This window comes from Bradyrhizobium sp. CCGE-LA001 (assembly GCF_000296215.2).
Lineage (GTDB): Bacteria > Pseudomonadota > Alphaproteobacteria > Rhizobiales > Xanthobacteraceae > Bradyrhizobium.
Map to the genome: position 1 here is coordinate 39,833 of NZ_CP013949.1, position 23,342 is coordinate 63,174.

The 23,342-nt window shown below is 65.0% G+C and carries 20 protein-coding genes; 17 read left to right on the top strand and 3 right to left on the bottom strand.

Going from position 1 to position 23,342, the window contains the following annotated elements; all coding sequences use genetic code 11:
- Position 1: 1 nt before the first annotated feature.
- The 5 genes from BCCGELA001_RS00175 to trmB all read left to right on the top strand — a co-directional run bounded on the left by BCCGELA001_RS00175 (position 2) and on the right by trmB (position 5,310).
- Positions 2 to 1,120, top strand: coding sequence for a hemolysin family protein (locus BCCGELA001_RS00175; protein WP_008540176.1), 1,119 nt, complete (start codon positions 2 to 4; stop codon positions 1,118 to 1,120).
- The gene (gene lnt / locus BCCGELA001_RS00180; RefSeq protein ID WP_060734340.1) at positions 1,117 to 2,730 is read left to right on the top strand and encodes an apolipoprotein N-acyltransferase; all 1,614 of its coding nucleotides are present in this window, start codon (positions 1,117 to 1,119) and stop codon (positions 2,728 to 2,730) included. The genes BCCGELA001_RS00175 and lnt overlap by 4 nt, the downstream gene beginning before the upstream one ends.
- Before the next feature lie 217 nt (positions 2,731 to 2,947).
- Positions 2,948 to 3,361 carry a helix-turn-helix domain-containing protein gene (locus tag BCCGELA001_RS00185; protein WP_008540161.1) on the top strand — a complete coding sequence of 138 codons (414 nt, stop codon included), beginning with the start codon at positions 2,948 to 2,950 and terminating at the stop codon, positions 3,359 to 3,361.
- Between the two features lie 84 nt (positions 3,362 to 3,445).
- Positions 3,446 to 4,603 (top strand): M20 family metallopeptidase, encoded by a 1,158-nt coding sequence (locus BCCGELA001_RS00190; RefSeq protein ID WP_008540160.1) that lies wholly within the window; start codon positions 3,446 to 3,448, stop codon positions 4,601 to 4,603.
- A complete protein-coding gene (gene trmB / locus BCCGELA001_RS00195; protein WP_060734341.1) occupies positions 4,600 to 5,310 on the top strand; it encodes a tRNA (guanosine(46)-N7)-methyltransferase TrmB in 711 nt (236 codons plus the stop codon). The genes BCCGELA001_RS00190 and trmB overlap by 4 nt, the downstream gene beginning before the upstream one ends.
- Here trmB and BCCGELA001_RS00200 read toward each other — a convergent pair.
- On the bottom strand, positions 5,307 to 6,389 hold the full coding sequence (locus BCCGELA001_RS00200; protein WP_060734342.1) for a DUF2336 domain-containing protein: 1,083 nt from the start codon (positions 6,387 to 6,389) through the stop codon (positions 5,307 to 5,309). The two genes, trmB and BCCGELA001_RS00200, sit on opposite strands and share 4 nt — an antisense overlap.
- Before the next feature lie 371 nt (positions 6,390 to 6,760).
- On the opposite strand from BCCGELA001_RS00200, the gene rimP reads away from it, so the two are divergent.
- From rimP to BCCGELA001_RS00245, 9 genes are all read left to right on the top strand, one after another.
- Positions 6,761 to 7,516 carry a ribosome maturation factor RimP gene (rimP, locus tag BCCGELA001_RS00205; protein WP_008540158.1) on the top strand — a complete coding sequence of 252 codons (756 nt, stop codon included), beginning with the start codon at positions 6,761 to 6,763 and terminating at the stop codon, positions 7,514 to 7,516.
- 2 nt (positions 7,517 to 7,518) lie between these two features.
- The gene (gene nusA / locus BCCGELA001_RS00210; RefSeq protein ID WP_060734343.1) at positions 7,519 to 9,126 is read left to right on the top strand and encodes a transcription termination factor NusA; all 1,608 of its coding nucleotides are present in this window, start codon (positions 7,519 to 7,521) and stop codon (positions 9,124 to 9,126) included.
- Positions 9,127 to 9,149: 23 nt separating this feature from the next.
- On the top strand, positions 9,150 to 9,833 hold the full coding sequence (locus BCCGELA001_RS00215; RefSeq protein ID WP_060734344.1) for an RNA-binding protein: 684 nt from the start codon (positions 9,150 to 9,152) through the stop codon (positions 9,831 to 9,833).
- A gap of 70 nt (positions 9,834 to 9,903) precedes the next feature.
- Positions 9,904 to 12,618: a translation initiation factor IF-2 gene (gene infB, locus BCCGELA001_RS00220; RefSeq protein WP_060734345.1), complete on the top strand. Its 2,715-nt coding sequence runs from the start codon at positions 9,904 to 9,906 to the stop codon at positions 12,616 to 12,618.
- Between the two features lie 155 nt (positions 12,619 to 12,773).
- Positions 12,774 to 13,232 (top strand): 30S ribosome-binding factor RbfA, encoded by a 459-nt coding sequence (gene rbfA, locus BCCGELA001_RS00225; protein ID WP_008540135.1) that lies wholly within the window; start codon positions 12,774 to 12,776, stop codon positions 13,230 to 13,232.
- Complete coding sequence (gene truB, locus BCCGELA001_RS00230) at positions 13,229 to 14,350, top strand: tRNA pseudouridine(55) synthase TruB (RefSeq protein WP_008540134.1); 1,122 nt, start codon at positions 13,229 to 13,231, stop codon at positions 14,348 to 14,350. Before rbfA ends, truB begins: the two co-directional genes overlap by 4 nt.
- A 2-nt stretch (positions 14,351 to 14,352) precedes the next feature.
- A complete protein-coding gene (gene rpsO / locus BCCGELA001_RS00235; RefSeq protein ID WP_008540131.1) occupies positions 14,353 to 14,622 on the top strand; it encodes a 30S ribosomal protein S15 in 270 nt (89 codons plus the stop codon).
- Between the two features lie 380 nt (positions 14,623 to 15,002).
- Entirely contained in the window at positions 15,003 to 17,156 is a 2,154-nt protein-coding gene (pnp, locus tag BCCGELA001_RS00240; protein WP_060734346.1) for a polyribonucleotide nucleotidyltransferase, read from the top strand.
- A gap of 204 nt (positions 17,157 to 17,360) precedes the next feature.
- Positions 17,361 to 18,092, top strand: a complete 732-nt coding sequence (locus BCCGELA001_RS00245) for a superoxide dismutase (RefSeq protein ID WP_060734347.1) — start codon at positions 17,361 to 17,363, stop codon at positions 18,090 to 18,092.
- Positions 18,093 to 18,155: 63 nt separating this feature from the next.
- Here the strand turns inward: BCCGELA001_RS00245 and katG are convergent, their stop codons facing one another.
- On the bottom strand, positions 18,156 to 20,321 hold the full coding sequence (gene katG / locus BCCGELA001_RS00250) for a catalase/peroxidase HPI (protein WP_060734348.1): 2,166 nt from the start codon (positions 20,319 to 20,321) through the stop codon (positions 18,156 to 18,158).
- 115 nt (positions 20,322 to 20,436) lie between these two features.
- Here katG and BCCGELA001_RS00255 point away from each other — a divergent pair, with 115 nt between their 5' ends.
- From BCCGELA001_RS00255 to BCCGELA001_RS00265, 3 genes are read left to right on the top strand one after another with little or no spacing between them, the layout of a single operon-like run.
- Complete coding sequence (locus tag BCCGELA001_RS00255; protein WP_060734349.1) at positions 20,437 to 21,363, top strand: hydrogen peroxide-inducible genes activator; 927 nt, start codon at positions 20,437 to 20,439, stop codon at positions 21,361 to 21,363.
- 4 nt (positions 21,364 to 21,367) lie between these two features.
- Positions 21,368 to 21,832: a GNAT family N-acetyltransferase gene (locus BCCGELA001_RS00260; RefSeq protein WP_008540111.1), complete on the top strand. Its 465-nt coding sequence runs from the start codon at positions 21,368 to 21,370 to the stop codon at positions 21,830 to 21,832.
- Entirely contained in the window at positions 21,829 to 22,425 is a 597-nt protein-coding gene (locus tag BCCGELA001_RS00265; RefSeq protein WP_008540109.1) for a glutathione S-transferase family protein, read from the top strand. Before BCCGELA001_RS00260 ends, BCCGELA001_RS00265 begins: the two co-directional genes overlap by 4 nt.
- On the opposite strand, the gene fabI is transcribed toward BCCGELA001_RS00265, so the two are convergent.
- Complete coding sequence (gene fabI / locus BCCGELA001_RS00270) at positions 22,422 to 23,222, bottom strand: enoyl-ACP reductase FabI (RefSeq protein ID WP_008540107.1); 801 nt, start codon at positions 23,220 to 23,222, stop codon at positions 22,422 to 22,424. The two genes, BCCGELA001_RS00265 and fabI, sit on opposite strands and share 4 nt — an antisense overlap.
- Between the last annotated feature and the right edge of the window lie 120 nt (positions 23,223 to 23,342).

Consider the following 23,342-nt stretch of genomic DNA (forward strand, 5'->3'; position numbering starts at 1 on the left):
GATGCCTGATTCCGATCCAGTCCAGGACAACTCTCGCGAGACGCGCAATCTGCCCGCCGTCGTGACGCAAGGCGAGGTGATGCGCCCGACCGCGGAAGGCTGGCTACTGCGCGCCATCCGGACGCTGTTCGGCTGGAAGGCGGGATCGGTGCGCGACGATCTCCAGGTCGTGCTCGACGCGTCGACGCCTGATGACACCGGCTTTTCCGCGGTCGAGCGCACCATGCTGCGCAACATCCTCGGCCTGCATGAGCGCCGCATCGCCGACGTCATGGTGCATCGCGCCGACATCGTGGCGGTGAAGCGCGACATTCCGCTCGGCGAATTGATGGACCGCTTCGAGAGCGCCGGGCATTCGCGACTCGTCGTCTACAACGAGACGCTCGACGATCCCGTCGGCATCGTCCACATCCGCGACCTGCTCGCCTTCATGACCGTGCGGGCGCGCGTGACGGAAGCGACCAAGGCCAAGCGCAAGAAACCGTTGCCCGCCGGCCTCGATCTGAAGGCCGTGGACCTTGCCCTGCCGCTCGAGGACGCACGCATCATCCGCAAGCTGCTCTACGTGCCGCCGTCGATGCGGGCGATCGACCTGCTCGCGCAGATGCAGGCCACGCGCATCCACCTTGCGCTGGTGGTCGACGAATATGGCGGCAGCGACGGGCTGGTCTCGCTCGAGGATATCGTCGAGCAGATCGTCGGCGAGATCGACGACGAGCACGACAGCGACGAGCCCCCCTCGATCGTGCGCCTGCCCGACAACGCCTTCATCGCCGACGCCCGCGCCAGCCTCGACGACGTCCGCTCGGTGATCGGCGAGGATTTCGTCACCGGCGAGGCCGGCGAGGAGGTGGAGACGCTGGGCGGCTATCTCGTCAGCTTCGTCGGCCGCCTGCCGGTGCGCGGCGAGGTGATCTCGGGCCCGGGCGCCTATGAGGTCGAGGTACTCGATGCCGATCCGCGCCGCGTCAAGCGGCTGCGCATCTCGACGCGGAAGGAGCGTCCCGCGCCGCGCACCCAGCGCGAGAGCCGGCGCCGCGAAGCCGCGCCGGAGAGCGGTCAAGCTCCGGCCAGTGACACGTCCACCCCGCCGCCGAGCGACGGGGCCGGTCCGCAGTGAGCGCACTCCAGCGACTTCGACAGATTGCGCTTGCCATCATCCTCACCTGGGGCTGGAAGCGCGCCGTCATCGCCATGGCGGCCGGAGCGCTGTCGGTGCTGGCGCTGGCGCCGTTCAACCTCTTCCCGGTGCTGTTCCTCACCTTCCCGGTGCTGGTCTGGCTGATCGACGGCGCTGGCGGCGGACGCTATGGCGGCGTTCCTGCCGCGGCGCTGACCGGCTACTGGTTCGGGCTCGGCTACTTCGTGCCCGGCCTGTATTGGATTGGCTACGCCTTCTTCGTCGATGCCGACGTATTCGCTTGGCTGACGCCGTTCGCCGTGCTTGGGCTACCAGCCTACCTTTCGATCTTCACCGCGATCGGCTTTGCGCTCGCGCGGCTGCTCTGGACCAAGAACGCCACGCGCGTGCTGGCGCTCGCAGCAAGCCTCACCATCAGTGAGTGGCTGCGCGGCCACGCGCTGACCGGCTTTCCCTGGAACGCGTTCGGCTATGCGCTGTCCGAGCCGCTGCCGCTGGCGCAGACGGCATCGCTGATCGGCCTGTGGGGCATGACGTTCCTGACGGTCGCGATCTTCGCGAGCCCCGCGACACTGATCGATCGATCGCCCGATCGCCGCCTGCAATGGCGCGCGCCGGCCGCCGCGATGGTGCTCTTGATCGCCATGGGCGTCTTCGGCGCCATCCGCCTGTCGCTGCATCCGACCACGATGGTATCAGGCGCCAAGCTGCGTCTGATGCAGCCGAACCTCCAACAGGACGTGAAATTCAACTACGCCGCCAAGGCGGAGGTGATGAAGAAATACCTGGCGCTGTCCGATCGGGCCTCGGGTCCGCAATCGACCGGCGTGCGCGATGCCACCATCCTGATCTGGCCGGAATCCGCCTTTCCGTTCTTCCTCACGCGCGAAGCCGACGCGATGGCGCAAATCGCCGACCTCCTGCCGAACGGCACGGTGCTGATCACGGGCTCGGTCCGCGCGCCCGACCTGCCGCGGGGCACGCCGATCACGCGCGCCTATAACTCGATCTACGTCATCGATCACGACGGCAGCGTCCTCGCTGTGTACGACAAGTTGCATTTGGTGCCATTCGGAGAATTTCTTCCCTACCAGGGGCTGATGGAGAAGCTCGGCTTCGAGCAATTGACGCGTATGCGCGGCGGCTTCATTGCCGGCACCGTACGGCATGCGCTACCGGTCGCGGGCGCACCGCCGGCGCTGCCGCTGATCTGTTACGAAGCCATCTTTCCCGGCGAGGTAGCAGGCCGCAACGAACGTCCAGGCTGGATCGTGAACCTCACCAATGACGGCTGGTTCGGCATCTCGACCGGTCCCTATCAGCATCTCGAGCAATCGCGGATGCGTGCGATCGAGCTCGGCTTGCCGCTGGTGCGCTCCGCCAATACCGGCATCTCCGCGGTGATCGATCCGATGGGTCGCATCATCGCCAGTCTCGGCCTTGGAATCGAAGGCATTTTGGATGCAAGCCTGCCGGCTGCGATCCCGCCGACTGTCTATGCGCGGGTGGGTGATGTACCAGCAATCATGCTCGTCGCGCTCGCTATGATTGTGGCGGTTCGCCGTCGCGTCACCAAACGGCACTCCTGATCGTCTCACCGCGGACGTCGCCTGGAATCCTTTGACAACCGTAGTCCCACGGTTGACAGACTGCACGCGGGCTCCCCATTCTGCACCGGCTGCAAAAGACAGTGGGCATTGCTAAATTTCTCCGCAATGTTTCCCAATAAGAGGGTTTGATTTGACGGTGCTGCACCGAGGCACGCTTGATGATTGCGCCGAAGGTGATGTTTGGAGGACTGGGGAAATGTCGAAAGCGCCCAACCCTGTTGACAAATATGTCGGCAGTCGCGTGCGTATGCGCCGCATCATGTTGGGCATGAGCCAGGAAAAGCTCGGTGAAGCTTTGGGCCTGACTTTCCAGCAGATCCAGAAATACGAGAAGGGCACCAACCGGGTCGGCGCGAGCCGCATCCAGCAGATTGCCGAAATTCTCCAGGTGCCTGTGTCGTTCTTGTTCGAAGGCGGCCCGAGCGGCGTGCCGGGTCCGGACGGCTTCAGCGAAGGCGCCTCGCCCTCTTACGTCTCGGATTTCCTCGCGACATCGGAGGGGCTCGCCTTGACCAAGGCGTTCACCCGAATAGCCGATTCCAAGATGCGCCGCTCCATCGTCGATCTCGTCGAGCAGATCGCCGCCCGCGAAGGCCCCGACAAGCGCTGACGCCATCCTCAATGGGGATTTGAGACTGCGTCAAATCTGGCCTATGTCGTCATTTGCGGCGCGCCTCGGTACGCGTCCTCTCCAATGATGCGATTCGAAGGCATAGATGCGTTGATGGCCAGCTCCAATTGGTTCGATACCCAAACCATTCTCGATGGCATCCGCCGCTGGGTGGAGATCGAGACGCCGACGGAAGCGCCCGAACAGGTCAACAAGCTGATCTCCGTGGTCGCGGAGCAATATTGCGATCTGCCCGTCACGCTCGAGCGCATCGCCGGCGTCGATGGCTGCGGCGATCATCTCGTGGCGCGTTCGAGCTGGGGCCAGGACCGGCCGGGCATACTGGTGCTGAGCCACCTCGACACCGTTCATCCCCTCGGCTTCATCGAGCGCCTGCCGTTCAAGGTCGAGGGCGACAGCGCGTTCGGCCCAGGCATCTATGACATGAAGGGCGGGGCCTATATCGCCCATCACGCCTTTCGCGCGCTCTGTTCGAGCGGCGATCGTTCGCCGCTCGGCATCACCCACCTGTTCACCTCCGACGAGGAGATCGGCAGCCCGACCTCGCGCGCGCTGATCGAGCAGGAAGGGCGCAAGGCCAAATACGTGCTGGTGACGGAGCCGGCGCGCGACGGCGGCAGGATCGTCACGGCCCGCAAGGGCGTTGGACGCTTCAAGGTCTTCATCAAGGGCGTGCCTGCGCATGCCGGATCCCGGCCGGAAGACGGCCGCAGCGCCGTTCGCGAGCTCGCCAATGTGATTCTGGCATTGGAAGGCATGAACGATCTGACGCGCGGGGTCACCGTCAATGTCGGCGTGGCGCGGGGCGGCACGCGTCCCAACGTCACGCCGGAGGAGGCTTATGCCGAAGTCGATCTGCGCGTCGTGAGCCTGAAGGATGCGGACGAGTTCGTCGGCAAGATCCTCGCGCTCACATCGAAGACCGACGGCGTCACCGTCAAGGTCACTGGCGGGCTCAATCGGCCGCCTTACGAGAAGAGCAATGCAGGCGCCTCGCTCTACGAGCATGCGAAGGCGGTTGCGGCCGATCTTGGCTTCGAACTGATCGACACCCACACCGGCGGCGGCTCGGACGGCAATTTCACCGCCGCGCATACCGCGACGCTCGATGGGCTCGGCGTCGACGGCAAGGGCGCACACACCCATTATGAGCAGCTCTACGTCTCGTCGCTCGCGCCGCGTGCGCGGCTGCTCCATCGCCTGTATCAGACGCTGCGATGAGCGAGCGCAAGTCAGATCCCGAGCGCGATGACACCGAGCGCGCCTTCTTCGGGCGCCGCAAGGGCCACAAGCTCAGGCAGCACCAGGCCGGATTGATCGAGCAGCTGCTGCCGCATCTTGCCCTCGACATCGAGGGCGAAGCACCGGCGGATGCCCGCGGGATCTTCGACCCCGCGGCCGAGGACGTGCGGCTCGAGATCGGCTTCGGTGGCGGCGAGCATCTCGCGGCCGAGGCGCAAACTTTCTCCACGACCGGCTTCATCGGCTGCGAGCCCTATGTCAACGGCATGGCCAAGATCCTCGCGCAGATCGAGGCCGCCAATATCGGCAACATCCGCCTGTTCGCCGGCGATGCCGCCGAGCTGCTGGCCTGGCTGCCGAAGGCCTCGCTGTCGCGGATCGACCTGATCCATCCCGATCCCTGGCCGAAGCGGCGGCATTGGAAGCGGCGCTTCGTGCAGGACAGGACCATTGCCGCAATGGCGCGCGTGCTCAAGCCTGGCGGCGAATTCCGCTTCGTCTGCGACATCGACGATTACTGCGCCTGGACACTGTCGCATCTGGCGCGGTCTTCGGACTTCAAATGGCTCGCGGAGCGCGCCGACGATTTCAGGCAGCCCTGGGACGGCTACACCATGACGCGCTACGGCCGGAAGGCCGCGCGTGAGGGACGCAAGGCGGCTTACCTGCGATTCAGGCGGCTTTAGATCGTCTGCCGATTGCGCCAGAAATTCACGATGCGCTCGGCGGTCGCCGGCATCAGGCGCGTGTAGTTGACACGCGCGGCCTCGATGTCGGCATCGGCGGGCGTGCGGTGCGGGCCGTACCAAAGCAGGATGAGGGCGCGCACCGTGGGCCAGCCAAGATTCAGAACACGGCCGAGGATCAGAAGCGGATCGTAGCGATCGCCCGAAATCAGGCGATCGAGAATTGAGAGACGGACGCCGGCCATCGCCGAGAGCGTCGCGATCGATTCCTCGTATTTGTGGGCCTTGGCAAAACCGAGCAGTGCGCTCTCGCCGAGATGACCATCACGATGCAATCCCAGCACCGTGCGCTGTGCCCCCGAGAAATCGCGGCGCGGCCCCGGCGGCAGCGAAGCCTCCTCGATGGCGGCCATGGCGCGCTTGATCTCGACCTGGCGCGCGGGATTGACCACGCTGGAGAGGCGGCGGCGGATGACGTCGAGCGTACCGTTGAGAAGCTCCTTCAGGTGCTCGCCCGAGAGATCGTTGCGCTGGCCGATCTTGAGTGTCAGCACGCCGTCCTGCGCGGCGCGCTTGATCAGCTCGGAATAGCTGCCCGGCGAGAACACCGCACCTGCATTTGCAGCAGCGCGGCGCACCACGTCGCGATCACCACGCTCGACCAGCACGTCGGTGACGACGACAGGCAGAGCGGGGCGCTCCGTCATCGCCAGCAGATGGCCCTGCCCCTTCAGCCGCGCGATCTCGACCAAGGCGGCCTCGTCGAGCACGGGCGAGCGGCGCAGCACGGGGCCTGCCACCATGATCTCGTTTTCGCGCGCGAGCTGGTTCACCAGATGCGGCGGCGCGTTGTTCAGGCGCGAGAAGCGCTCGGCGAGATCGACGCGCGAGTCGAGCTCGGCATGCGGGACGAGATCGATCAGGAGATTGTCGAAGAGAGCGATGAGCTCGGGGCGGAGGTTCTCGGCGTCCTGGAAGAACAGCTGGGAGATGGCGCGCGCGATCTCGCCACGACGTCTCGGATCGCCGCGTTTGACGATATCGTCCAGTCCAGGAATGAGCGACGTGGCAACGGACATGAAAACGCAACTCGGGATCTGGCACGCCGTGGGCGCGCCGTAGCTCAAGCCGCCCCACAATTAGGGAATCTAGGCCTGCTTGATGAAGGAAGCGTTGCGCGGCGGGCGGTCCGAAGGGCGCAAAAAGCCGCCTCGGCCCTGCAATGGGCCTTGTCCGGGAGGGTGGAAAGGGCTATATCACCGCCAATTCATCTTCTCATACGATCCGCGTAGTGAGAGTGGGCCCGAAAGGACCCGCTCTTTTTTATTACCTGAACGCGGCTTGGCGGAAGATGCGGCCCGACGCGTGTCGGGAGAGTTCCGAAGCGGGCTTTGAGATTAACCAAGCCTTAACCCAAGCGTTAAACCCAACGAGCGCCTTGACCCCTGCCATGACCGAACCGACCTCTGGTTCCACGGATGCCGAATTGCTGGCCGAGCCGCGGCTCGTGGTCGAGCCGGGCGTCGCGGCACGGGTGTCCGCGGTCGCAGCGCCCGTGCTTCAGGGCATGGGCTATCGCCTGGTGCGGATCCGTATTTCCGGCGAGGCCGGCTGCACCGTGCAGGTCATGGCCGAGCGACCGGACGGCACGATGCAGATCGAGGATTGCGAAGCGATCTCGCGGGCGCTGTCGCCCGTGCTCGATGTCGCCGACCCCATCGATCGCGCCTACCGATTGGAGATCTCCTCGCCGGGGATCGACCGTCCGCTGGTGCGCCGCTCCGATTTCGAGCGCTATGCCGGACATCTGGTAAAGGTCGAGATGGCGGTCGCCCATGAGGGGCGGAAGCGGTTCCGCGGCACGATCGGTGCCGTCGAAGGCGATCGCGTCCATCTGCATCGCGACGACGTCAAGGCAGGCGACGAAGCCGACGTTCTCCTGACCATGGAGGATATCGGCGAGGCACGCCTCGTGCTGACCGACGAGCTGATCGCGGAATCGATGCGTCGCGGCAAGGCCGAGGCGCGCGAGATGCGCCGCAATCTGGGCCTGGAGCCGCCGCAGGTTCCGCATGCCAAGATCAGCGAGAAAACGACCAAGAACACCAAGCCGAAGAAGAAGCCGGCTCCGACCAATACGAAGAAACATCGCCTTGCCGCCGAACGTGCGCGGCGCGGCGAGATCGATCCTGACCAAGGAGACTAGCCATGGCAGTCAGCGCCAATCGACTTGAATTGCTCCAGATCGCGGACGCCGTTGCGCGCGAGAAATCCATCGACCGCGGCATCGTCATCGCCGCGATGGAGGACGCCATCGCCAAGGCGGCGCGGGCCCGCTACGGCAGCGAGACTGACGTTCACGCCGAGATCGACCCGAAGAAGGGTGAGCTGCGGCTGTCGCGCCACATGCTGGTGGTCGAGAAGGTGGAAAACCATTCGAACCAGATCTCGCTGGTGGATGCGCAGCGCGCCAATCCCGGCGCCCAGGTCGGCGACACCATCGCCGACACGCTGCCGCCGCTGGAATATGGCCGCATCGCCGCGCAATCGGCCAAGCAGGTGATCGTGCAGAAGGTGCGCGAGGCCGAGCGCGACCGGCAATATCAGGAATTCAAGGACCGCATCGGCGACATCGTCAACGGCGTCGTCAAGCGCGTCGAATATGGCAGCGTGATCGTCGATCTCGGCCGCGGCGAGGCCATCATCCGCCGCGACGAGATGCTGCCGCGCGAAGTCTTCCGCAACGGCGACCGCGTCCGCGCCTACATCTTCGACGTCCGCCGCGAAACCCGCGGTCCGCAGATCTTCCTCTCCCGCACCCATCCGCAGTTCATGGCGAAGCTGTTCGCGCAGGAGGTGCCGGAGATCTATGACGGCATCGTCGAGATCAAGGCGGTCGCCCGTGATCCGGGCTCGCGCGCGAAGATCGGCGTGATTTCCCGCGATTCCTCGGTCGACCCGGTCGGCGCCTGCGTCGGCATGCGCGGCTCGCGCGTGCAGGCGGTGGTGAACGAATTGCAGGGCGAGAAGATCGACATCATCCCGTGGTCGCCCGACATCGCGACCTTCGTGGTCAACGCGCTGGCGCCGGCGGAAGTCTCCAAGGTGGTCATCGACGAGGACCGCGAGCGCATCGAGGTCGTCGTGCCCGACACCAACAACCAGCTCTCGCTGGCGATCGGCCGCCGCGGCCAGAACGTGCGTCTGGCCTCGCAGCTCACCGGCTGGGACATCGACATCCTGACCGAGCAGGAGGAATCGGAGCGCCGCCAGGCGGACTTCGAGAACTCCACGCGCGTCTTCATGGAATCGCTCAACGTCGACGAGGTGGTCGGCCAGCTCCTGGCGTCCGAAGGCTTCACCTCGGTCGAGGAACTCGCGATGGTAGACGTCAAGGAGCTCGCCGGCATCGAGGGTTTCGACGAGGAGACCGCACAGGAGCTGCAGAACCGCGCCCGCGAATATCTGGAGCAGCAGGAAGCCGAGCTCGAGGCCAGGCGCAAAGAGCTCGGTGTCGAGGACGCCCTGAAGGACGTGCCCGGCGTGACCTCGAAGATGCTGGTGAAGTTCGGCGAGAACGACATCAAGACCGTCGACGACCTCGCCGGCTGCGCCACCGACGATCTGGTCGGCTGGACCGAGCGCAAGGAAGGCAGCGAGCCGACCAAGCACGCCGGCGCGCTCGACGGCATCGAGATCACCCGTGACGATGCCGAAGCGTTGATCATGCAGGCCCGCGTCAAGGCCGGCTGGATCACCGAGGCCGATCTCGCCAAGCCCGAAGAGGCCGAGGCGACCGAAGATCAGCCGGCTTAAGGGCAACGGAGAATGTCGCCCGAATGCTTGCAGATACTGACCACGAACTCGACCATGGACCGCGGACCGAAAGGTCCGCGACCATGCGGATGTGCGCGGTCAGCCGGGAGGTCCGGCCGATCGACGAGCTGATCCGCTTCGTCGTCTCGCCGCAAGGCGACATAGTTCCCGATCTCAAGCGCAAGCTGCCCGGACGCGGCATGTGGGTCACCGCCTCGCGGCAGGTGGTTGCGGAAGCCGTCCGGCGTCACCAATTTAGCAAAGCCTTCAAGCGCGACCTGCGCACCCCTCAGACGCTTCCTGCCGACATCGAGGCGCTCCTGGTTCGGAGCGTGACGGAGGCCCTTGGGATCGCCGCCAAGGCGGGCCAGGTCGTGGCCGGCTTCGGCAAGGTCGAAAGCGCCCTTCGGGAAGGCACGGTCGAGGTCCTGATCCACGCCAGCGACGGGGCCGCGGACGGAATCCGCAAATTGGACATGCTGGCGCGGCAAAATGCCGGGAATCGCGGCGCCAAGCCGCAGATTCCCGTCGTCACCGCACTGAAATCGATAGAATTGGATTTGGCACTGACCCGGTCAAATGTGATACATGCTGCCCTGCTCGCGGGCCCGGCGAGCAAGTCATTCCTGTCGCGTAGCCAGATGCTGGTCCGATACCGGATGGCGGACGCCGACAAGACTGCCGAAAAGCCCGGCCAGGATTTCTGAGAGATAACGACGACCCGATAGGACGGTGCGGTAAACGCACAACACTGATAATCAGGATTAGGACTGCTGAATGGTTGATACCAAGACCCCTGGCGACAAGAAGCTGAGCGTTCCGAGCAAGACGCTATCGCTCAAGCCGCGCGTCGAAACGGGCACCGTGCGCCAGAGCTTCAGCCATGGCCGCAGCAAGCAGGTCGTGGTCGAGAAGCGCGGCAAGCGCCGGATCGACGGCGCGCCTGAGCCGCAGGCTGCCGAGGTCGCCAAGCCCGCACCGGCTGCGCCCGCGGCGGCGCCGCGTCCTGCCCCGAAGGCTGCCCCACCCCGCAACGCCGGTTCCGGCGTGGTGCTGCGCACGCTGACCGAGGACGAGCGTTCGGCCCGTGCCAGCGCGCTGGCCGATGCCAAGCTGCGCGAGGTCGAGGAACGCCGCCAGGCCGAGGAAGAGGCCCAGCGCCGCGCGGTCCGCGAGGCCGCCGAACGCGCCGAGCGCGAAGCCGCCGAGGCCCGCCGCAAGGCCGAGGACGAGCGCCATCGCCACGAGGACGAAGCCAAGCGGAAGGCCGAGACCGAGGCCAAGAAGCGTTTTGGCGAAGGCGAGCAGCCGCAATCGGCTCCGCGCCCCGCTGCGGCCGCCCCGGCCGCTTCAGCGCCCCGCCCCGGCGCGCCCACGGCGCGGCCCGGCACCACCACGACCACGGCACGCCCGGGAACGACGACTGCGCGCCCCGGAACGACCACAGCAAGGCCTGCCGGCGGACCGCTGGGTCGCGCGCCCGCAGTCGCGGCCGGCCCCGACGAAGACGACGGTCCGCGCCAGATCCGCCGCGGTCCCGGCGGCGCCGCGCGTCCTGCGGCAGCCCCCAAGACCACCCACAAGCCCGGCCCGCAGAAAGAGCGCGGCCGCCTGACGGTCGTCACGGCGCTCAATGCGGACGAAGTGCGCGAGCGCTCGATCGCCTCGTTCCGCCGGCGCACCCAGCGCCTGAAGGGTCACGCCTCGAACGAGCCCAAGGAAAAGCTCATCCGCGAGGTGGTCATTCCGGAAGCGATCACCATCCAGGAACTCGCCAACCGCATGTCCGAGCGCGCGGTCGACGTCATCCGCATGCTGATGAAGCAGGGCGCGATGCACAAGATCACCGACGTGATCGACGCCGACACCGCGCAGCTGATCGCCGAAGAGCTCGGCCACACCGTCAAGCGCGTCGCCGCCTCGGACGTCGAGGAAGGCCTGTTCGACCAGGTCGACGATTCCACCGACACCGAGACGCGTTCGCCCGTCGTGACCGTGATGGGCCACGTCGACCACGGCAAGACCTCGCTGCTCGACGCGCTCCGCCATGCCAACGTGGTCTCCGGCGAAGCCGGCGGCATCACCCAGCATATCGGCGCCTATCAGGTGCTCTCGCCCGAGAGCGGCAAGAAGATCACCTTCATCGACACGCCCGGCCACGCCGCGTTCACCGCGATGCGCGCCCGCGGCGCCAAGGTCACCGACATCGTCGTGCTGGTAGTCGCGGCCGATGACGGCGTGATGCCGCAGACGGTCGAAGCCATCAACCACGCCAAGGCGGCGGGTGTGCCGATCATCGTTGCCATCAACAAGATCGACAAGCCCGATGCCAAGCCCGAGCGGGTGCGCACCGAGCTGCTCCAGCACGAGGTTCAGGTCGAATCCTTCGGCGGCGAAGTCGTCGACGTCGAAGTGTCCGCCAAGAACAAGACCAATCTCGACAAGCTGCTCGAGATGATCGCTCTGCAGGCCGAAATCCTTGACCTGAAGACCAATTCGGAACGTCCGGCGGAGGGCACCGTGATCGAGGCCAAGCTCGATCGCGGCCGTGGTCCGGTCGCGACCGTGCTGGTCCAGCGCGGCACGCTTCGTGTCGGCGACATCATCGTCGCCGGCGCAGAGATGGGCCGCGTCCGCGCGCTGATCTCCGATCAGGGCGACACCGTGCAGGAGGCCGGCCCCTCGGTGCCGGTCGAGGTGCTCGGCTTCAACGGCCCGCCGGAGGCCGGCGATCGCCTGGCAGTCGTCGAGAACGAAGCCCGCGCCCGCCAGATCACCAGCTACCGCGCGCACCAGAAGCGCGAGAACGCGGCGGCCTCGATCTCCGGCATGCGTGGCTCGCTCGAGCAGATGATGTCGCAATTGAAGACGGCGGGCCGCAAGGAATTCCCGCTGATCATCAAGGCCGACGTGCAAGGCTCGCTGGAAGCGATCCTCGGCTCGCTGGAGAAGCTCGGCACCGACGAGGTCGCCGCGCGCATCCTTCACGCCGGCGTCGGCGGCATCTCGGAGTCCGACGTCACGCTCGCGGAAGGCTTCAACGCCGCGATCATCGGCTTCTCGGTCCGTGCCAACAAGGAGGCCGCTGCGGCCGCCAAGCGCAACGGCATCGAGATCCGCTACTACAACATCATCTACGACCTCGTGGACGACGTGAAGAAGGCGATGAGCGGCCTGCTCGCGCCGACCTTGCGCGAAACCATGCTGGGCAATGCCGAGATCCTGGAGATCTTCAACATCTCCAAGGTCGGCAAGGTCGCCGGCTGCCGCGTCACCGACGGCACCGTGGAACGCGGCGCCAATGTGCGCCTGATCCGCGACAACGTCGTCGTGCACGAAGGCAAGCTGTCGACGCTCAAGCGCTTCAAGGACGAAGTGAAGGAAGTCCAGTCCGGCCAGGAGTGCGGCATGGCCTTCGAGAACTATCACGACATGCGTGCTGGTGACGTGATCGAGTGTTATCGCGTGGAGACGATCCAGCGCTCCCTGTAAGTCCAAATCTTACCGAAGCGTTCGGATCTTTTTGAACTGAGATTGCAGGAGTGCGGTGGCCGGATTTTTTTCGGCCACCCACCCTTCTTCGTTTCAACAGGACAAGCGACAATGCCCGTGTCCCATGCACGGGCATGACGAGGTGATTTTCGAGAATGCCACGCCATCATCAGAAGAAGAGTTCCGCGCCCGGCGGAGGCTCGCAACGCCAGTTGCGCGTCGGCGAGCAGGTTCGCCATGCGATGGCCGAGATTCTGGCGCAAGGCAACGTGCATGATGCGGACCTCGAAGGTCACATCATCACCGTGCCGGAGGTGCGGATGTCGCCCGACCTGAAGCTCGCGACGATCTACGTGATGCCGCTCGGTGGCCGCGACACCGGGATCGTCATCGGTGCGCTCGAGCGCAACAAGAAATTTTTGCGCGGCGAGGTCGCGCGGCGCGTTAACCTGAAATTTGCACCTGACATTCGCTTCCGCGTCGACGAGCGATTCGACGAAGCGGAACGGATCGAGAAGCTTTTGCGAACACCTGCGGTGCAGAAGGATCTCGAACAGGGCTTCGAGCAAGACTTGGAACAGGATCCGGATTCGGATCGGGAAGAAGAACGATGACGATGGACCCGGCTCACGACACGATCAGCGGCGACCAGGCCGATCAGCGCGACGTGCAGACAAACAATTTTGCGGAGCTGAGCAACGACTCGCAGCCACATCGGGAGCCGCGCCGCGTCAACAACGATCCGCGCGCCAAGCAGCAGCAAAAGGGCAACCAGGTTCGCCGCGACCGCCGCGACGTCCACGGCTGGGTCGTGCTCGATAAGCCGATCGGCATGACCTCGACGCAGGCCGTCGCCGTGCTCAAGCGCCTGTTCAACGCCAAGCGCGCGGGACATGCCGGCACGCTCGATCCGCTCGCCTCGGGCGGTCTGCCGATCGCGCTCGGCGAAGCCACCAAGACCGTCCCCTTCGTGATGGACGGCCGCAAGCGCTACCAGTTCACCGTGAGCTGGGGCGAGGAGCGCGACACCGACGACATCGAGGGCCGGGTCACCGCGACCTCGGACCAGCGCCCGACCCGCGAGGCCATCCTGGCCCTCCTGCCCCGCTTCACCGGGGTGATCGAGCAGATCCCGCCGCGCTATTCCGCGATCAAGGTGCAGGGCGAGCGCGCCTACGACCTCGCCCGCGACGGCGAGGTCGTGGAACTGGCCCCCCGCCCCGTCGAGATTCACCATTTAACCCTTGTAGATCAACCAGATAACGACCGGGCGGTGTTCGAGGCCGAATGCGGCAAGGGCACCTATGTCCGGGCGCTCGCCCGCGATATGGGCCGGATTCTCGGTACTTATGGCCATATCTCCGCGCTGCGGCGGACCCTGGTCGGCCCATTCGGCGAAAACGACATGATTCCGCTGGATCAGTTGGAGGCTTTGTGCGATAGAGCCGCGTCCGGCGAGGGAAGCCTCGCCGACGCGCTTTTGCCCGTTGAGACCGCGCTGGACGACATCCCGGCACTGGCCGTCACTCGGGCTGATGCGGCAAGGCTCCATCGGGGCCAGGCCGTTTTGTTGCGCGGACGGGATGCGCCCACTTGTAGCGGCACAGTCTATGTCACGGTGGCAGGCCGTCTTTTGGCGCTTGCTGAAGTTGGCAATGGCGAAATCATCCCCAAGCGTGTGTTCAACCTGACCGGCCTGACTGCCAGCCCCGGTCGCAACGAGAGAAATTGACGATGTCGATTGCCGCAGAACGCAAAGCGGAAGTCATCAAGACCAATGCCACCAAGGCCGGCGACACCGGCTCGCCCGAGGTTCAGGTCGCGATCCTGTCGGAACGCATCAACAACCTCACCAACCATTTCAAGACCCACGTGAAGGACAACCATTCGCGTCGCGGCCTCTTGAAGCTGGTCTCGACCCGCCGCTCGCTCCTCGACTATCTCAAGAAGAAGGATGAGGCGCGGTACAAGGCGCTGCTCGAGAAGCACAACATTCGTCGTTAAGTGTTCCCAACGCGCGCCATTGGCGCGCGTTTTCGCGCGTGGTTTCGAACGAAAGCGCTTCCTTTGAGGTTTTTGATCGAGGCTGCGTGCGCGTCGGATGCGAGCCGTTGAAGACTTGCATCCGGGCATGATGGGCGAAGACCGCGGTTCGGTGTTCGCATTCGTGCCGACTGACAGTCCAGCAGCAATCCGGCGGCTGGGCACAACGGGCAAGGCGCCCGTATGACCCGAAAGGATGGACGCCATCCGACATCCAAAAACCATGGCAGGATCGCAGGACGCTGATCATCCGCTCCGATCAGCGTCCCGCAATCTTGCGCATGGTTTTTGTTTTTCGAGAGGCCGTCCCTTCTTTCGAGAACCCATGAAAGAAGACCTCCATGTTCAATAAGCATTCCGTCGAGATCGACTGGGGTGGACGCCCGCTCAAGCTGGAAACCGGCAAGATCGCCCGCCAGGCCGACGGCGCCGTCGTCGCCACCTACGGCGAGACCGTGGTGCTCGCCACCGTGGTCGCGGCGAAGGCGCCGCGCGAAGGCGTCGACTTCCTCCCGCTGACCGTCGACTATCAGGAGAAGACCTACGCTGCCGGCCGCATTCCCGGCGGCTATTTCAAGCGCGAGGGCCGTCCGACCGAGAAGGAGACGCTGGTCTCCCGCCTGATCGACCGTCCGATCCGCCCGCTGTTCGTCGACGGCTGGCGCAACGAGACCCAGGTGATCGCCACCGTGCTGTCGCACGACATGGAGAACGATCCCGACATCGTCGCGCTGGTGGCCTCTTCGGCTGCACTGACCCTGTCCGGCGCTCCGTTCAAGGGCCCGATCGGCGCCGCCCGCGTCGGCTTCGCCAATGACGAATTCATCCTCAACCCGACGCTCGACGAGATGGTCGACACCCAGCTCGACCTCGTCGTCGCCGGCACCGCCGACGCCGTGCTGATGGTGGAATCGGAAGCCAAGGAACTGAACGAAGACATCATGCTCGGCGCCGTGATGTTCGGTCACCGCCACTTCCAGCCGGTCATCAACGCGATCATCGAGCTGGCCGAGAAGGCCGCCAAGGAGCCGCGCGAAGTCACCGTCATCGACAATTCCGCGCTCGAGAAGGAAATGCTCGGCCTGGTCGAGCAGGAGCTGCGCGCCGCCTACGCCATTCCGGTGAAGCAGGACCGCTACGCCGCGGTCGGCAAGGTCAAGGAAAAGGTGATCGCCCACTACTTCCCCGAAGGGCAGGAGCCGAAATACGACAAGCTGCGCGTCGCCGGCGTGTTCAAGGAGCTCGAAGCCAAGATCGTCCGCTGGAACATCCTGGACACCGGCAAGCGCATCGACGGCCGCGACAGCAAGACCGTGCGCAACATCGTCGCCGAAGTCGGCGTGCTGCCCCGCGCGCACGGCTCGGCGCTGTTCACCCGCGGTGAGACCCAGGCGATGGTCGTGACCACGCTCGGTACCGGCGAGGACGAGCAGTACATCGACGCGCTGTCGGGAACGTACAAGGAGACGTTCCTGCTGCACTACAACTTCCCGCCCTATTCGGTCGGCGAGACCGGCCGCCTCGGCGGCACCAAGCGCCGCGAGATCGGCCACGGCAAGCTGGCCTGGCGCGCGATCCATCCGGTGCTGCCGCCGCACCACGAATTCCCCTACACCACGCGCGTGGTGTCGGAAATCACCGAGTCCAACGGCTCCTCGTCGATGGCGTCGGTCTGCGGCGCCTCGCTCGCGCTGATGGATGCCGGCGTGCCGCTGAAGCGGCCGACCGCGGGCATCGCGATGGGCCTGATCCTCGAAGACAAGCGCTATGCGGTTCTCTCGGACATCCTCGGTGACGAAGACCATCTCGGCGACATGGACTTCAAGGTGGCCGGGACGGAGCAGGGCATCACCTCGCTCCAGATGGACATCAAGATCGAGGGCATCACCGAAGAGATCATGAAGGTGGCGCTCGGCCAGGCCAAGGAAGGTCGCATCCATATCCTGGGTGAGATGTCCAAGGCGCTGACTGCCGCGCGCGCCGAGCTCGGCGAATACGCGCCGCGCATCGAGACCTTCAAGATCGCGACCGACAAGATCCGCGAAGTGATCGGCACCGGCGGCAAGGTGATCCGCGAGATCGTCGAGAAGACCGGCGCCAAGGTCAACATCGAGGACGACGGCACCGTCAAGGTCGCCTCCAGCGACGGCGAGGCCATGAAGGCGGCGATCAAGTGGATCAAGTCGATCGCGTCCGATCCGGAAGTCGGCCAGATCTATGACGGCACCGTCGTCAAGGTCATGGAGTTCGGCGCCTTCGTGAACTTCTTCGGCTCCAAGGACGGTCTCGTCCACATCAGCCAGCTCGCTTCGTCGCGCGTGCAGAAGACCTCCGACGTCGTCAAGGAAGGCGACAAGGTCAAGGTCAAGCTGCTCGGCTTCGACGACCGCGGCAAGACCCGCCTGTCGATGAAGGTGGTCGACCAGACCACCGGCGAAGACCTCGAAGGCAAGGGCGAGGGCGAGAAGGCTCCGCGCGAAGCCGCCGGCGAGTAAGCTCTCGCGACAGTCCAGAAACACGAAGGGCGGCCGAAAGGCCGCCCTTTTTGTTAGCCGTTTGCGGCCGGCTTTACCGGATTGGCCATGCGCGATTCCGCCGCAGCGCCGGAGAGACCGGGATCGAAACCGACGATGGTTGGTGATGCGTACCTATCGTACCGCCCTACGCTTCAGCGGATCGTCCCCAGACAGGAGAACCGAATGACATCCATATCCCGGCGTCGTCTCATGTTCGCTGCAACCGGCCTCGTCGCGGCGGCCGCGGCTCCACGCATCGCGTTTGCACAAGCCGCCGCGGCGCCCGCAGGGCCGTTCAAGCTCGATCCGCTCGCCTATCCGGCGAATGCGCTGGAACCGCATATCGATGCCAAGACGATGGAGATCCATCATGACCGCCATCACCAGGCGTTCATCACCAACCTGAACAATTTCGCCAAGGACAATCCGCAGATCGCGGGAAAGCCGGTCGGCGAAGTTCTGGGCAACCTCGGCGCCGTCCCGGACGCCATCCGCACCGGCGTCCGCAACAACATGGGCGGCCACGCCAACCACACCATGTTCTGGCAGATCATGGGACCGAACGGCGGCAAGCCGGACGGTGCCTTGCTCACCGCAATCGACGGCGATCTCGGAGGCATGGAGAAGCTGCAGGCCGACTTCAACGCTGCCGGCGGCCGCGTGTTCGGCTCGGGCTGGGTGTTCGTGACCGTCAGCAAGGATGGCAAGCTCGCGATCGAGACGCGCCCCAACCAGGATAACCCGATGATGGAGGGCAAGCGGGCGTTGCTCGGCAACGACGTCTGGGAGCATGCCTATTATCTGAACTACCAGAACCGCCGCGCCGATTATCTCAAGGCATGGTGGAACACGGTGAACTGGAAGGTCGTGGGCGAGCGCTACGCTGCCGCGAAGGCAGGCACACTCGAGGTATGAGGACAAGCAAAAACAAAAGGGCGGCCTCTCGGCCGCCCTTTGACTATTGCCTGCTGATCGCGATCACGCTGCGATGTCGTAGCGGTCGAGGTTCATCACTTTGGTCCAGGCCTTGGCGAAGTCCTTGACGAACTTCTCCTTGGAGTCCGAGGTGGCATAAACCTCGGCGAAGGCGCGGAGCTGCGAGTGCGCGCCGAAGATCAGGTCGGAGCGCGTGCCGGTCCACTTCACCGCATTGGTCTTGCGGTCGCGCGCCTCATAGGTGCCGTCGGCCGCCGGTGTCCACTGCGCGCTCATGCCGAGCAGGTTGACGAAGAAGTCGTTGCTGAGCGTGCCCACCTTCGAGGTGAAAACGCCATGCTTCGACCCGTTCGCGTTGGCGCCGAGCACCCGCAGGCCGCCGACCAGAACCGTCATTTCGGGACCAGTGAGTCTGAGAAGCTGCGCGCGATCGACCAGCGCCTCTTCTTCCTGCATGAACTGATGCCGCTTGCCGACGTAGTTGCGGAAGCCATCGGCCCGCGGCTCCAGCGGTGCGAAAGAGGCCGCATCGGTCTGCTCCTGCGAGGCATCCATGCGGCCCGGCGTGAAGCCGACCTTGACCTCGACGCCGCCATCCTTCGCGGCCTTCTCGACCGCGGCGGTACCGCCGAGGACAATGAGGTCCGCGAGCGAGACCTTCTTGGCGCCGGACGACGCGTTGAAGTCCTTCTGGATCGCTTCGAGCTTGCCCAGAACCTTGGCGAGCTGGGCCGGCTGGTTCACCTCCCAATCCTTCTGCGGGGCGAGACGGATGCGCGCGCCGTTGGCGCCGCCACGCTTGTCGGAGCCGCGGAAGGTCGAGGCCGACGCCCAGGCGGTCGACACCAGCTCGGAGACCGAGAGGCCCGAAGCCAGGATCTTGGTCTTGAGCGCGGCGATATCCTGATCGCTGACCAGCTCGTGATTCACCGCCGGGATCGGATCCTGCCAGATCAGCGTCTCCTTCGGCACCAGCGGACCGAGATAACGCTGGATCGGGCCCATGTCGCGATGGGTGAGCTTGAACCAGGCGCGGGCGAAAGCGTCCGCGAACTGGTCGGGGTTCTCCAGGAAGCGGCGCGAGATCTTCTCATAGGCAGGATCGAAGCGCAGCGAGAGGTCGGTCGTCAGCATCGTCGGCCGATGCTTCTTCGACTTGTCGAAGGCGTCGGGGATGATCGCGTCGGCACCCTTGGCCGTCCACTGGTTCGCACCGCCCGGGCTCTTCGTCAGCTCCCATTCGAAATTGAACAGGTTCTCGAAGAAGTTGTTGCTCCACTTCGTCGGCGTCGCCGTCCAGGTCACTTCGAGGCCGCTGGTGATGGCATCGCCTGAGTGGCCCGACGCGTGCTTGCTCTTCCAGCCGAGGCCCTGATCTTCCAACGCGCCAGCTTCCGGCTCCGGACCGACCAGCGAAGGATCGCCCGCGCCGTGAGTCTTGCCGAAGCTGTGGCCGCCGGCGATCAGCGCGACGGTTTCTTCATCGTTCATCGCCATGCGAGCAAACGTTTCGCGGATGTCCTTGGCCGCAGCGACCGGATCCGGCTTGCCGTTCGGACCTTCCGGATTGACGTAGATGAGGCCCATCTGCACGGCGCCGAGCGGCTCGGCGAGCTGGCGCTCACCGCTGTAGCGCTCATCGCCGAGCCAGGTGCCTTCCGGGCCCCAATAGAGCTCTTCCGGCTCCCAGACGTCGGCGCGACCACCCGCAAAACCAAACGTCTTGAAGCCCATCGATTCCAGCGCGACGTTGCCGGCCAGCACCATTAGGTCGGCCCAGGAAATCTTGCGGCCATATTTCTGCTTGATCGGCCAGAGCAGGCGGCGTGCCTTGTCGAGGTTGGCGTTGTCGGGCCAGCTGTTGAGCGGGGCGAAACGCTGCTGACCGGCGCCGGCGCCACCGCGGCCGTCAGTGGTGCGATAGGTGCCCGCGCTGTGCCAGGCCATGCGGATCATCAGGCCGCCATAGTGACCGAAGTCGGCCGGCCACCATTCCTGCGAATCCGTCATCAGGGCGGTGAGGTCCTTGATGACCGCATTCAGGTCGAGCGACTTGAACTCCTTGGCATAGTCGAAGTCCTTGTCCATCGGATCGGACTTGTCAGAGTTCTTGTGCAGGACCTCGATGTTGAGCTGGGTTGGCCACCAGTCGCGGTTCGTGCGCGTGGGTTTTCCGCCCGTGAACGGGCACTTCGACGTGTCATCCATGAATTACCTCCTCTGGTGGCGTCCGACGGCGCCCTTTGACCAGGTAGAACCACTCTAAGCATCGCCTCCTATCAGGTAAAGTTGACTTTAGTGATCGCTGCGATAGGATTTTCTGATGATGAACCTGACGCTGCGCCAACTCCGCTATTTCGATGCGCTGGCGCGCCACGGCCATTTCGGCCGGGCGGCCGAGTCCTGCTCGATCTCGCAGCCGGCCTTGTCGATGCAGATCAAGGAGTTGGAGGAAACCCTCGGCGGCCTGCTGCTGGAGCGCAGCGCGCGGCAGGTTGCCCTGACCCGGTTCGGCGAGGAGCTCGCGCAACGCGTCCGCGACATCTTGCGCTCGGTCGATGAGCTCGGCGATTTCGCCCGGGCGTCACAAGACCGTTTCGCCGGCCGCCTGCGCATCGGCATGATCCCGACGATTGCGCCCTATCTCCTGCCCAAGATCACCAAGAACCTCACGCGCATGCATCCGGAGCTCGACATCCGCGTGCGTGAGACCATGACCCCGCGCCTGATCCAGGAGCTCGTCGAGGGCCGGCTCGACACCGCCATCGTGGCGCTGCCGGTGTCCGAGCCTTCACTCACGGAGGTCGCGCTGTTCGATGAGAAGTTCTTGCTGGTGCGGCCGGGCTCGGACGAGGGAACGCCGGTGCCATCGCGCGAGATGATGCGGGAGATGCGGCTGTTGTTGCTCGAAGAGGGCCACTGCTTCCGCGACCAGGCGCTCTCCTTCTGCAACATGCAAGCGGCGCCGCCGCGCGAGATGCTGGACGCCAATTCGCTCTCGACGCTGGTCCAGATGGTCAGCGCCGGCATCGGCGTCACGCTGATTCCCGAGATGGCGGTGCCGGTGGAGACGCGATCGGCGTCGGTCTCGCTGGCGCGCTTCCGCGATCCCGAGCCATCGCGCACCATCGGCATGGTCTGGCGCAAGACTAGCCCGCTGGCGCGGCAATTGCTGCAAATCTCCGAGGTGGTGTGCCTGTCGGCCGGCAAGGCGCGCCCACGCCAGGCCGCGCGCAACCAACGGGCTTGAGTGAATGTCACAGCCCGTCATTCGCGACGCCCGCCCGGACGAATATGATGAGGTCGGCCGCGTCTGGATGGAGAGCTGGGTCTCGACAGGACTTGGCGAGGCGAGCCACTTTCTGCTGGCAAACTTGCGTGCGCGTATCCGGCGCGAGATCGAGAACGGCTGGAGCCTGTTCGTCGCCGACGATCGCGGCACGATCGCCGCCATGCTGGCGCTGCATCTGCCAAAGCTCTATCTCGACATGCTTTTCGTCGCGCCCGCCTATCAGGGCCAATCGGTGGGACGGAGATTGCTCGCCTTCACGCGCACGCAAATGCCCGATGAGATGCATCTGCGCTGCGTGCGCGAAAACGAAAAGGCCTGGCGCTGGTACGAGCGCGAAGGGTTTGTGTTCGAGAAGGAAGAGGTCGAGCCGTCGAACGGGTTCATGATGAAGTATTATCGGTGGGAGAACAAAGGAAACGCCCGATGATCAAGCTTTATTGGTCGCCTCGCTCGCGCTCGTTCACGACGCTCTGGCTGATGGAAGAAAGCGGCTTGCCCTATGAGCGCGTGCTGACCGACATCTCGACCGGCGCGCAGAAGGCGCCGGAATTCCTCAAGGTCAACCCGATGGGCAAGGTGCCGGCGCTGACCGACGGCGACGCATCGCTCGGCGAGGCGGCTGCGATCTGCGCCTACATTGCCGATCGCTATCCTGAGGCCAGGCTCGCGCCTGCGGTGACCGATCCGCGCCGTGCGCGCTATCTGCAATGGCTGTTCTTCTCGCCGGGCTGCATCGAGCCGGCCATCATCCAGATCTTCACCAAGATCGAGATCCCGACCTCGACCGCAGCGTGGGGCAGCGCGACCCAGGTCTTCGACGTGCTGGAAGCTGCGCTCGAGAAGGGCCCGTGGATTCTCGGCGAGGATTTCTCCGCCGCCGACATCACCATCGGCTCGGGCCTGAATTTCGCGGTGCGGCTGTTCAAGATGGTGCCGCCGCGGCCGGCCTTCGACGCTTACCTTGCGCGCTGCATGGCGCGCCCGGCATTCCAGCGCGCGGAGACAATCGCGGCGGGTTAGTCCTGCGTCTTCAAATCGTCCGGCCTCGGCATCAGGATGACGTTGTAGCCGGAATCGACATAGTGGATCTCGCCGGTGACGCCGCCGGACAAGTCCGACAGCAGATACAGCGCCGAGCCGCCGAGCTCGTCGAGCGTGACGCCGCGGCGCAGCGGCGCATGCTTCTGCATGTAGGCGAACATCGCGCGCGCCTCGCCGATGCCTGAGCCGGCGAGCGTGCGGATGGGACCTGCGGAGATCGCATTGACGCGGATGCCGCGCGGTCCGAAATCGGCGGCGAGATAGCGCACGGAGGCTTCCAGCGCCGCCTTGGCCACGCCCATCACGTTGTAATTCGGCATCGCGCGTTCCGACGCGCCGAAGGTCAGCGTGATCATGCTGCCGCCTTCGGTCATCAGTTCGGCCGCACGCTTCGCAATCTCTGTGAACGAGAAGCAGGAGATCACCATGGTGCGCGAAAAGTTCTCGCGGCTGGTGTCGGCGTAGCGGCCCTTCAGCTCGTTCTTGTCGGCGAAGCCGATCGCGTGGATCACGAAGTCGAGCTTGCCCCACTTGTCGCGGAGCGCCGCGAAGGTCGCATCGACGCTGGCGATGTCCTCGACGTCGCACGGCAGCACCAGATCGACGCCGAGCTGCTCCGCCAGCGGCTTGACGCGTTTACCGAGGGCCTCACCCTGGAAGGTGAAGGCCAGCTCGGCACCGTGGGCATGCAGCGTCTTCGCCATGCCCCAGGCGATCGAATGATCATTGGCGATGCCCATGATCAGACCGCGCTTGCCCTTCATCAAACCTTCCATCTCGCGATTACTCTCCGCTGTCCGTCATGCCCGGGCTCGTCCCGGGCATCCACGTTTGTCCGCAGCCGGTAGCAAAGACGTGGATGGCCGGGACGAGCCCGGCCATGACGAAAAACTACC

Bases quoted from the DNA above. Each gene is read 5' to 3' on its own strand.
- BCCGELA001_RS00175 (WP_008540176.1), top strand. From the start codon at position 2: ATGCCTGATTCCGATCCAGTCCAGGACAACTCTCGCGAGACGCGCAAT.
- BCCGELA001_RS00185 (WP_008540161.1), top strand. From the start codon at position 2,948: ATGTCGAAAGCGCCCAACCCTGTTGACAAATATGTCGGCAGTCGCGTG.
- BCCGELA001_RS00190 (WP_008540160.1), top strand. From the start codon at position 3,446: ATGATGCGATTCGAAGGCATAGATGCGTTGATGGCCAGCTCCAATTGG.
- trmB (WP_060734341.1), top strand. From the start codon at position 4,600: ATGAGCGAGCGCAAGTCAGATCCCGAGCGCGATGACACCGAGCGCGCC.
- BCCGELA001_RS00200 (WP_060734342.1), bottom strand. From the start codon at position 6,389: ATGTCCGTTGCCACGTCGCTCATTCCTGGACTGGACGATATCGTCAAA.
- rimP (WP_008540158.1), top strand. From the start codon at position 6,761: ATGACCGAACCGACCTCTGGTTCCACGGATGCCGAATTGCTGGCCGAG.
- nusA (WP_060734343.1), top strand. From the start codon at position 7,519: ATGGCAGTCAGCGCCAATCGACTTGAATTGCTCCAGATCGCGGACGCC.
- BCCGELA001_RS00215 (WP_060734344.1), top strand. From the start codon at position 9,150: ATGCTTGCAGATACTGACCACGAACTCGACCATGGACCGCGGACCGAA.
- infB (WP_060734345.1), top strand. From the start codon at position 9,904: ATGGTTGATACCAAGACCCCTGGCGACAAGAAGCTGAGCGTTCCGAGC.
- rbfA (WP_008540135.1), top strand. From the start codon at position 12,774: ATGCCACGCCATCATCAGAAGAAGAGTTCCGCGCCCGGCGGAGGCTCG.
- truB (WP_008540134.1), top strand. From the start codon at position 13,229: ATGACGATGGACCCGGCTCACGACACGATCAGCGGCGACCAGGCCGAT.
- rpsO (WP_008540131.1), top strand. From the start codon at position 14,353: ATGTCGATTGCCGCAGAACGCAAAGCGGAAGTCATCAAGACCAATGCC.
- pnp (WP_060734346.1), top strand. From the start codon at position 15,003: ATGTTCAATAAGCATTCCGTCGAGATCGACTGGGGTGGACGCCCGCTC.
- BCCGELA001_RS00245 (WP_060734347.1), top strand. From the start codon at position 17,361: ATGACATCCATATCCCGGCGTCGTCTCATGTTCGCTGCAACCGGCCTC.
- katG (WP_060734348.1), bottom strand. From the start codon at position 20,321: ATGGATGACACGTCGAAGTGCCCGTTCACGGGCGGAAAACCCACGCGC.
- BCCGELA001_RS00255 (WP_060734349.1), top strand. From the start codon at position 20,437: ATGATGAACCTGACGCTGCGCCAACTCCGCTATTTCGATGCGCTGGCG.
- BCCGELA001_RS00260 (WP_008540111.1), top strand. From the start codon at position 21,368: ATGTCACAGCCCGTCATTCGCGACGCCCGCCCGGACGAATATGATGAG.
- BCCGELA001_RS00265 (WP_008540109.1), top strand. From the start codon at position 21,829: ATGATCAAGCTTTATTGGTCGCCTCGCTCGCGCTCGTTCACGACGCTC.
- fabI (WP_008540107.1), bottom strand. From the start codon at position 23,222: ATGGAAGGTTTGATGAAGGGCAAGCGCGGTCTGATCATGGGCATCGCC.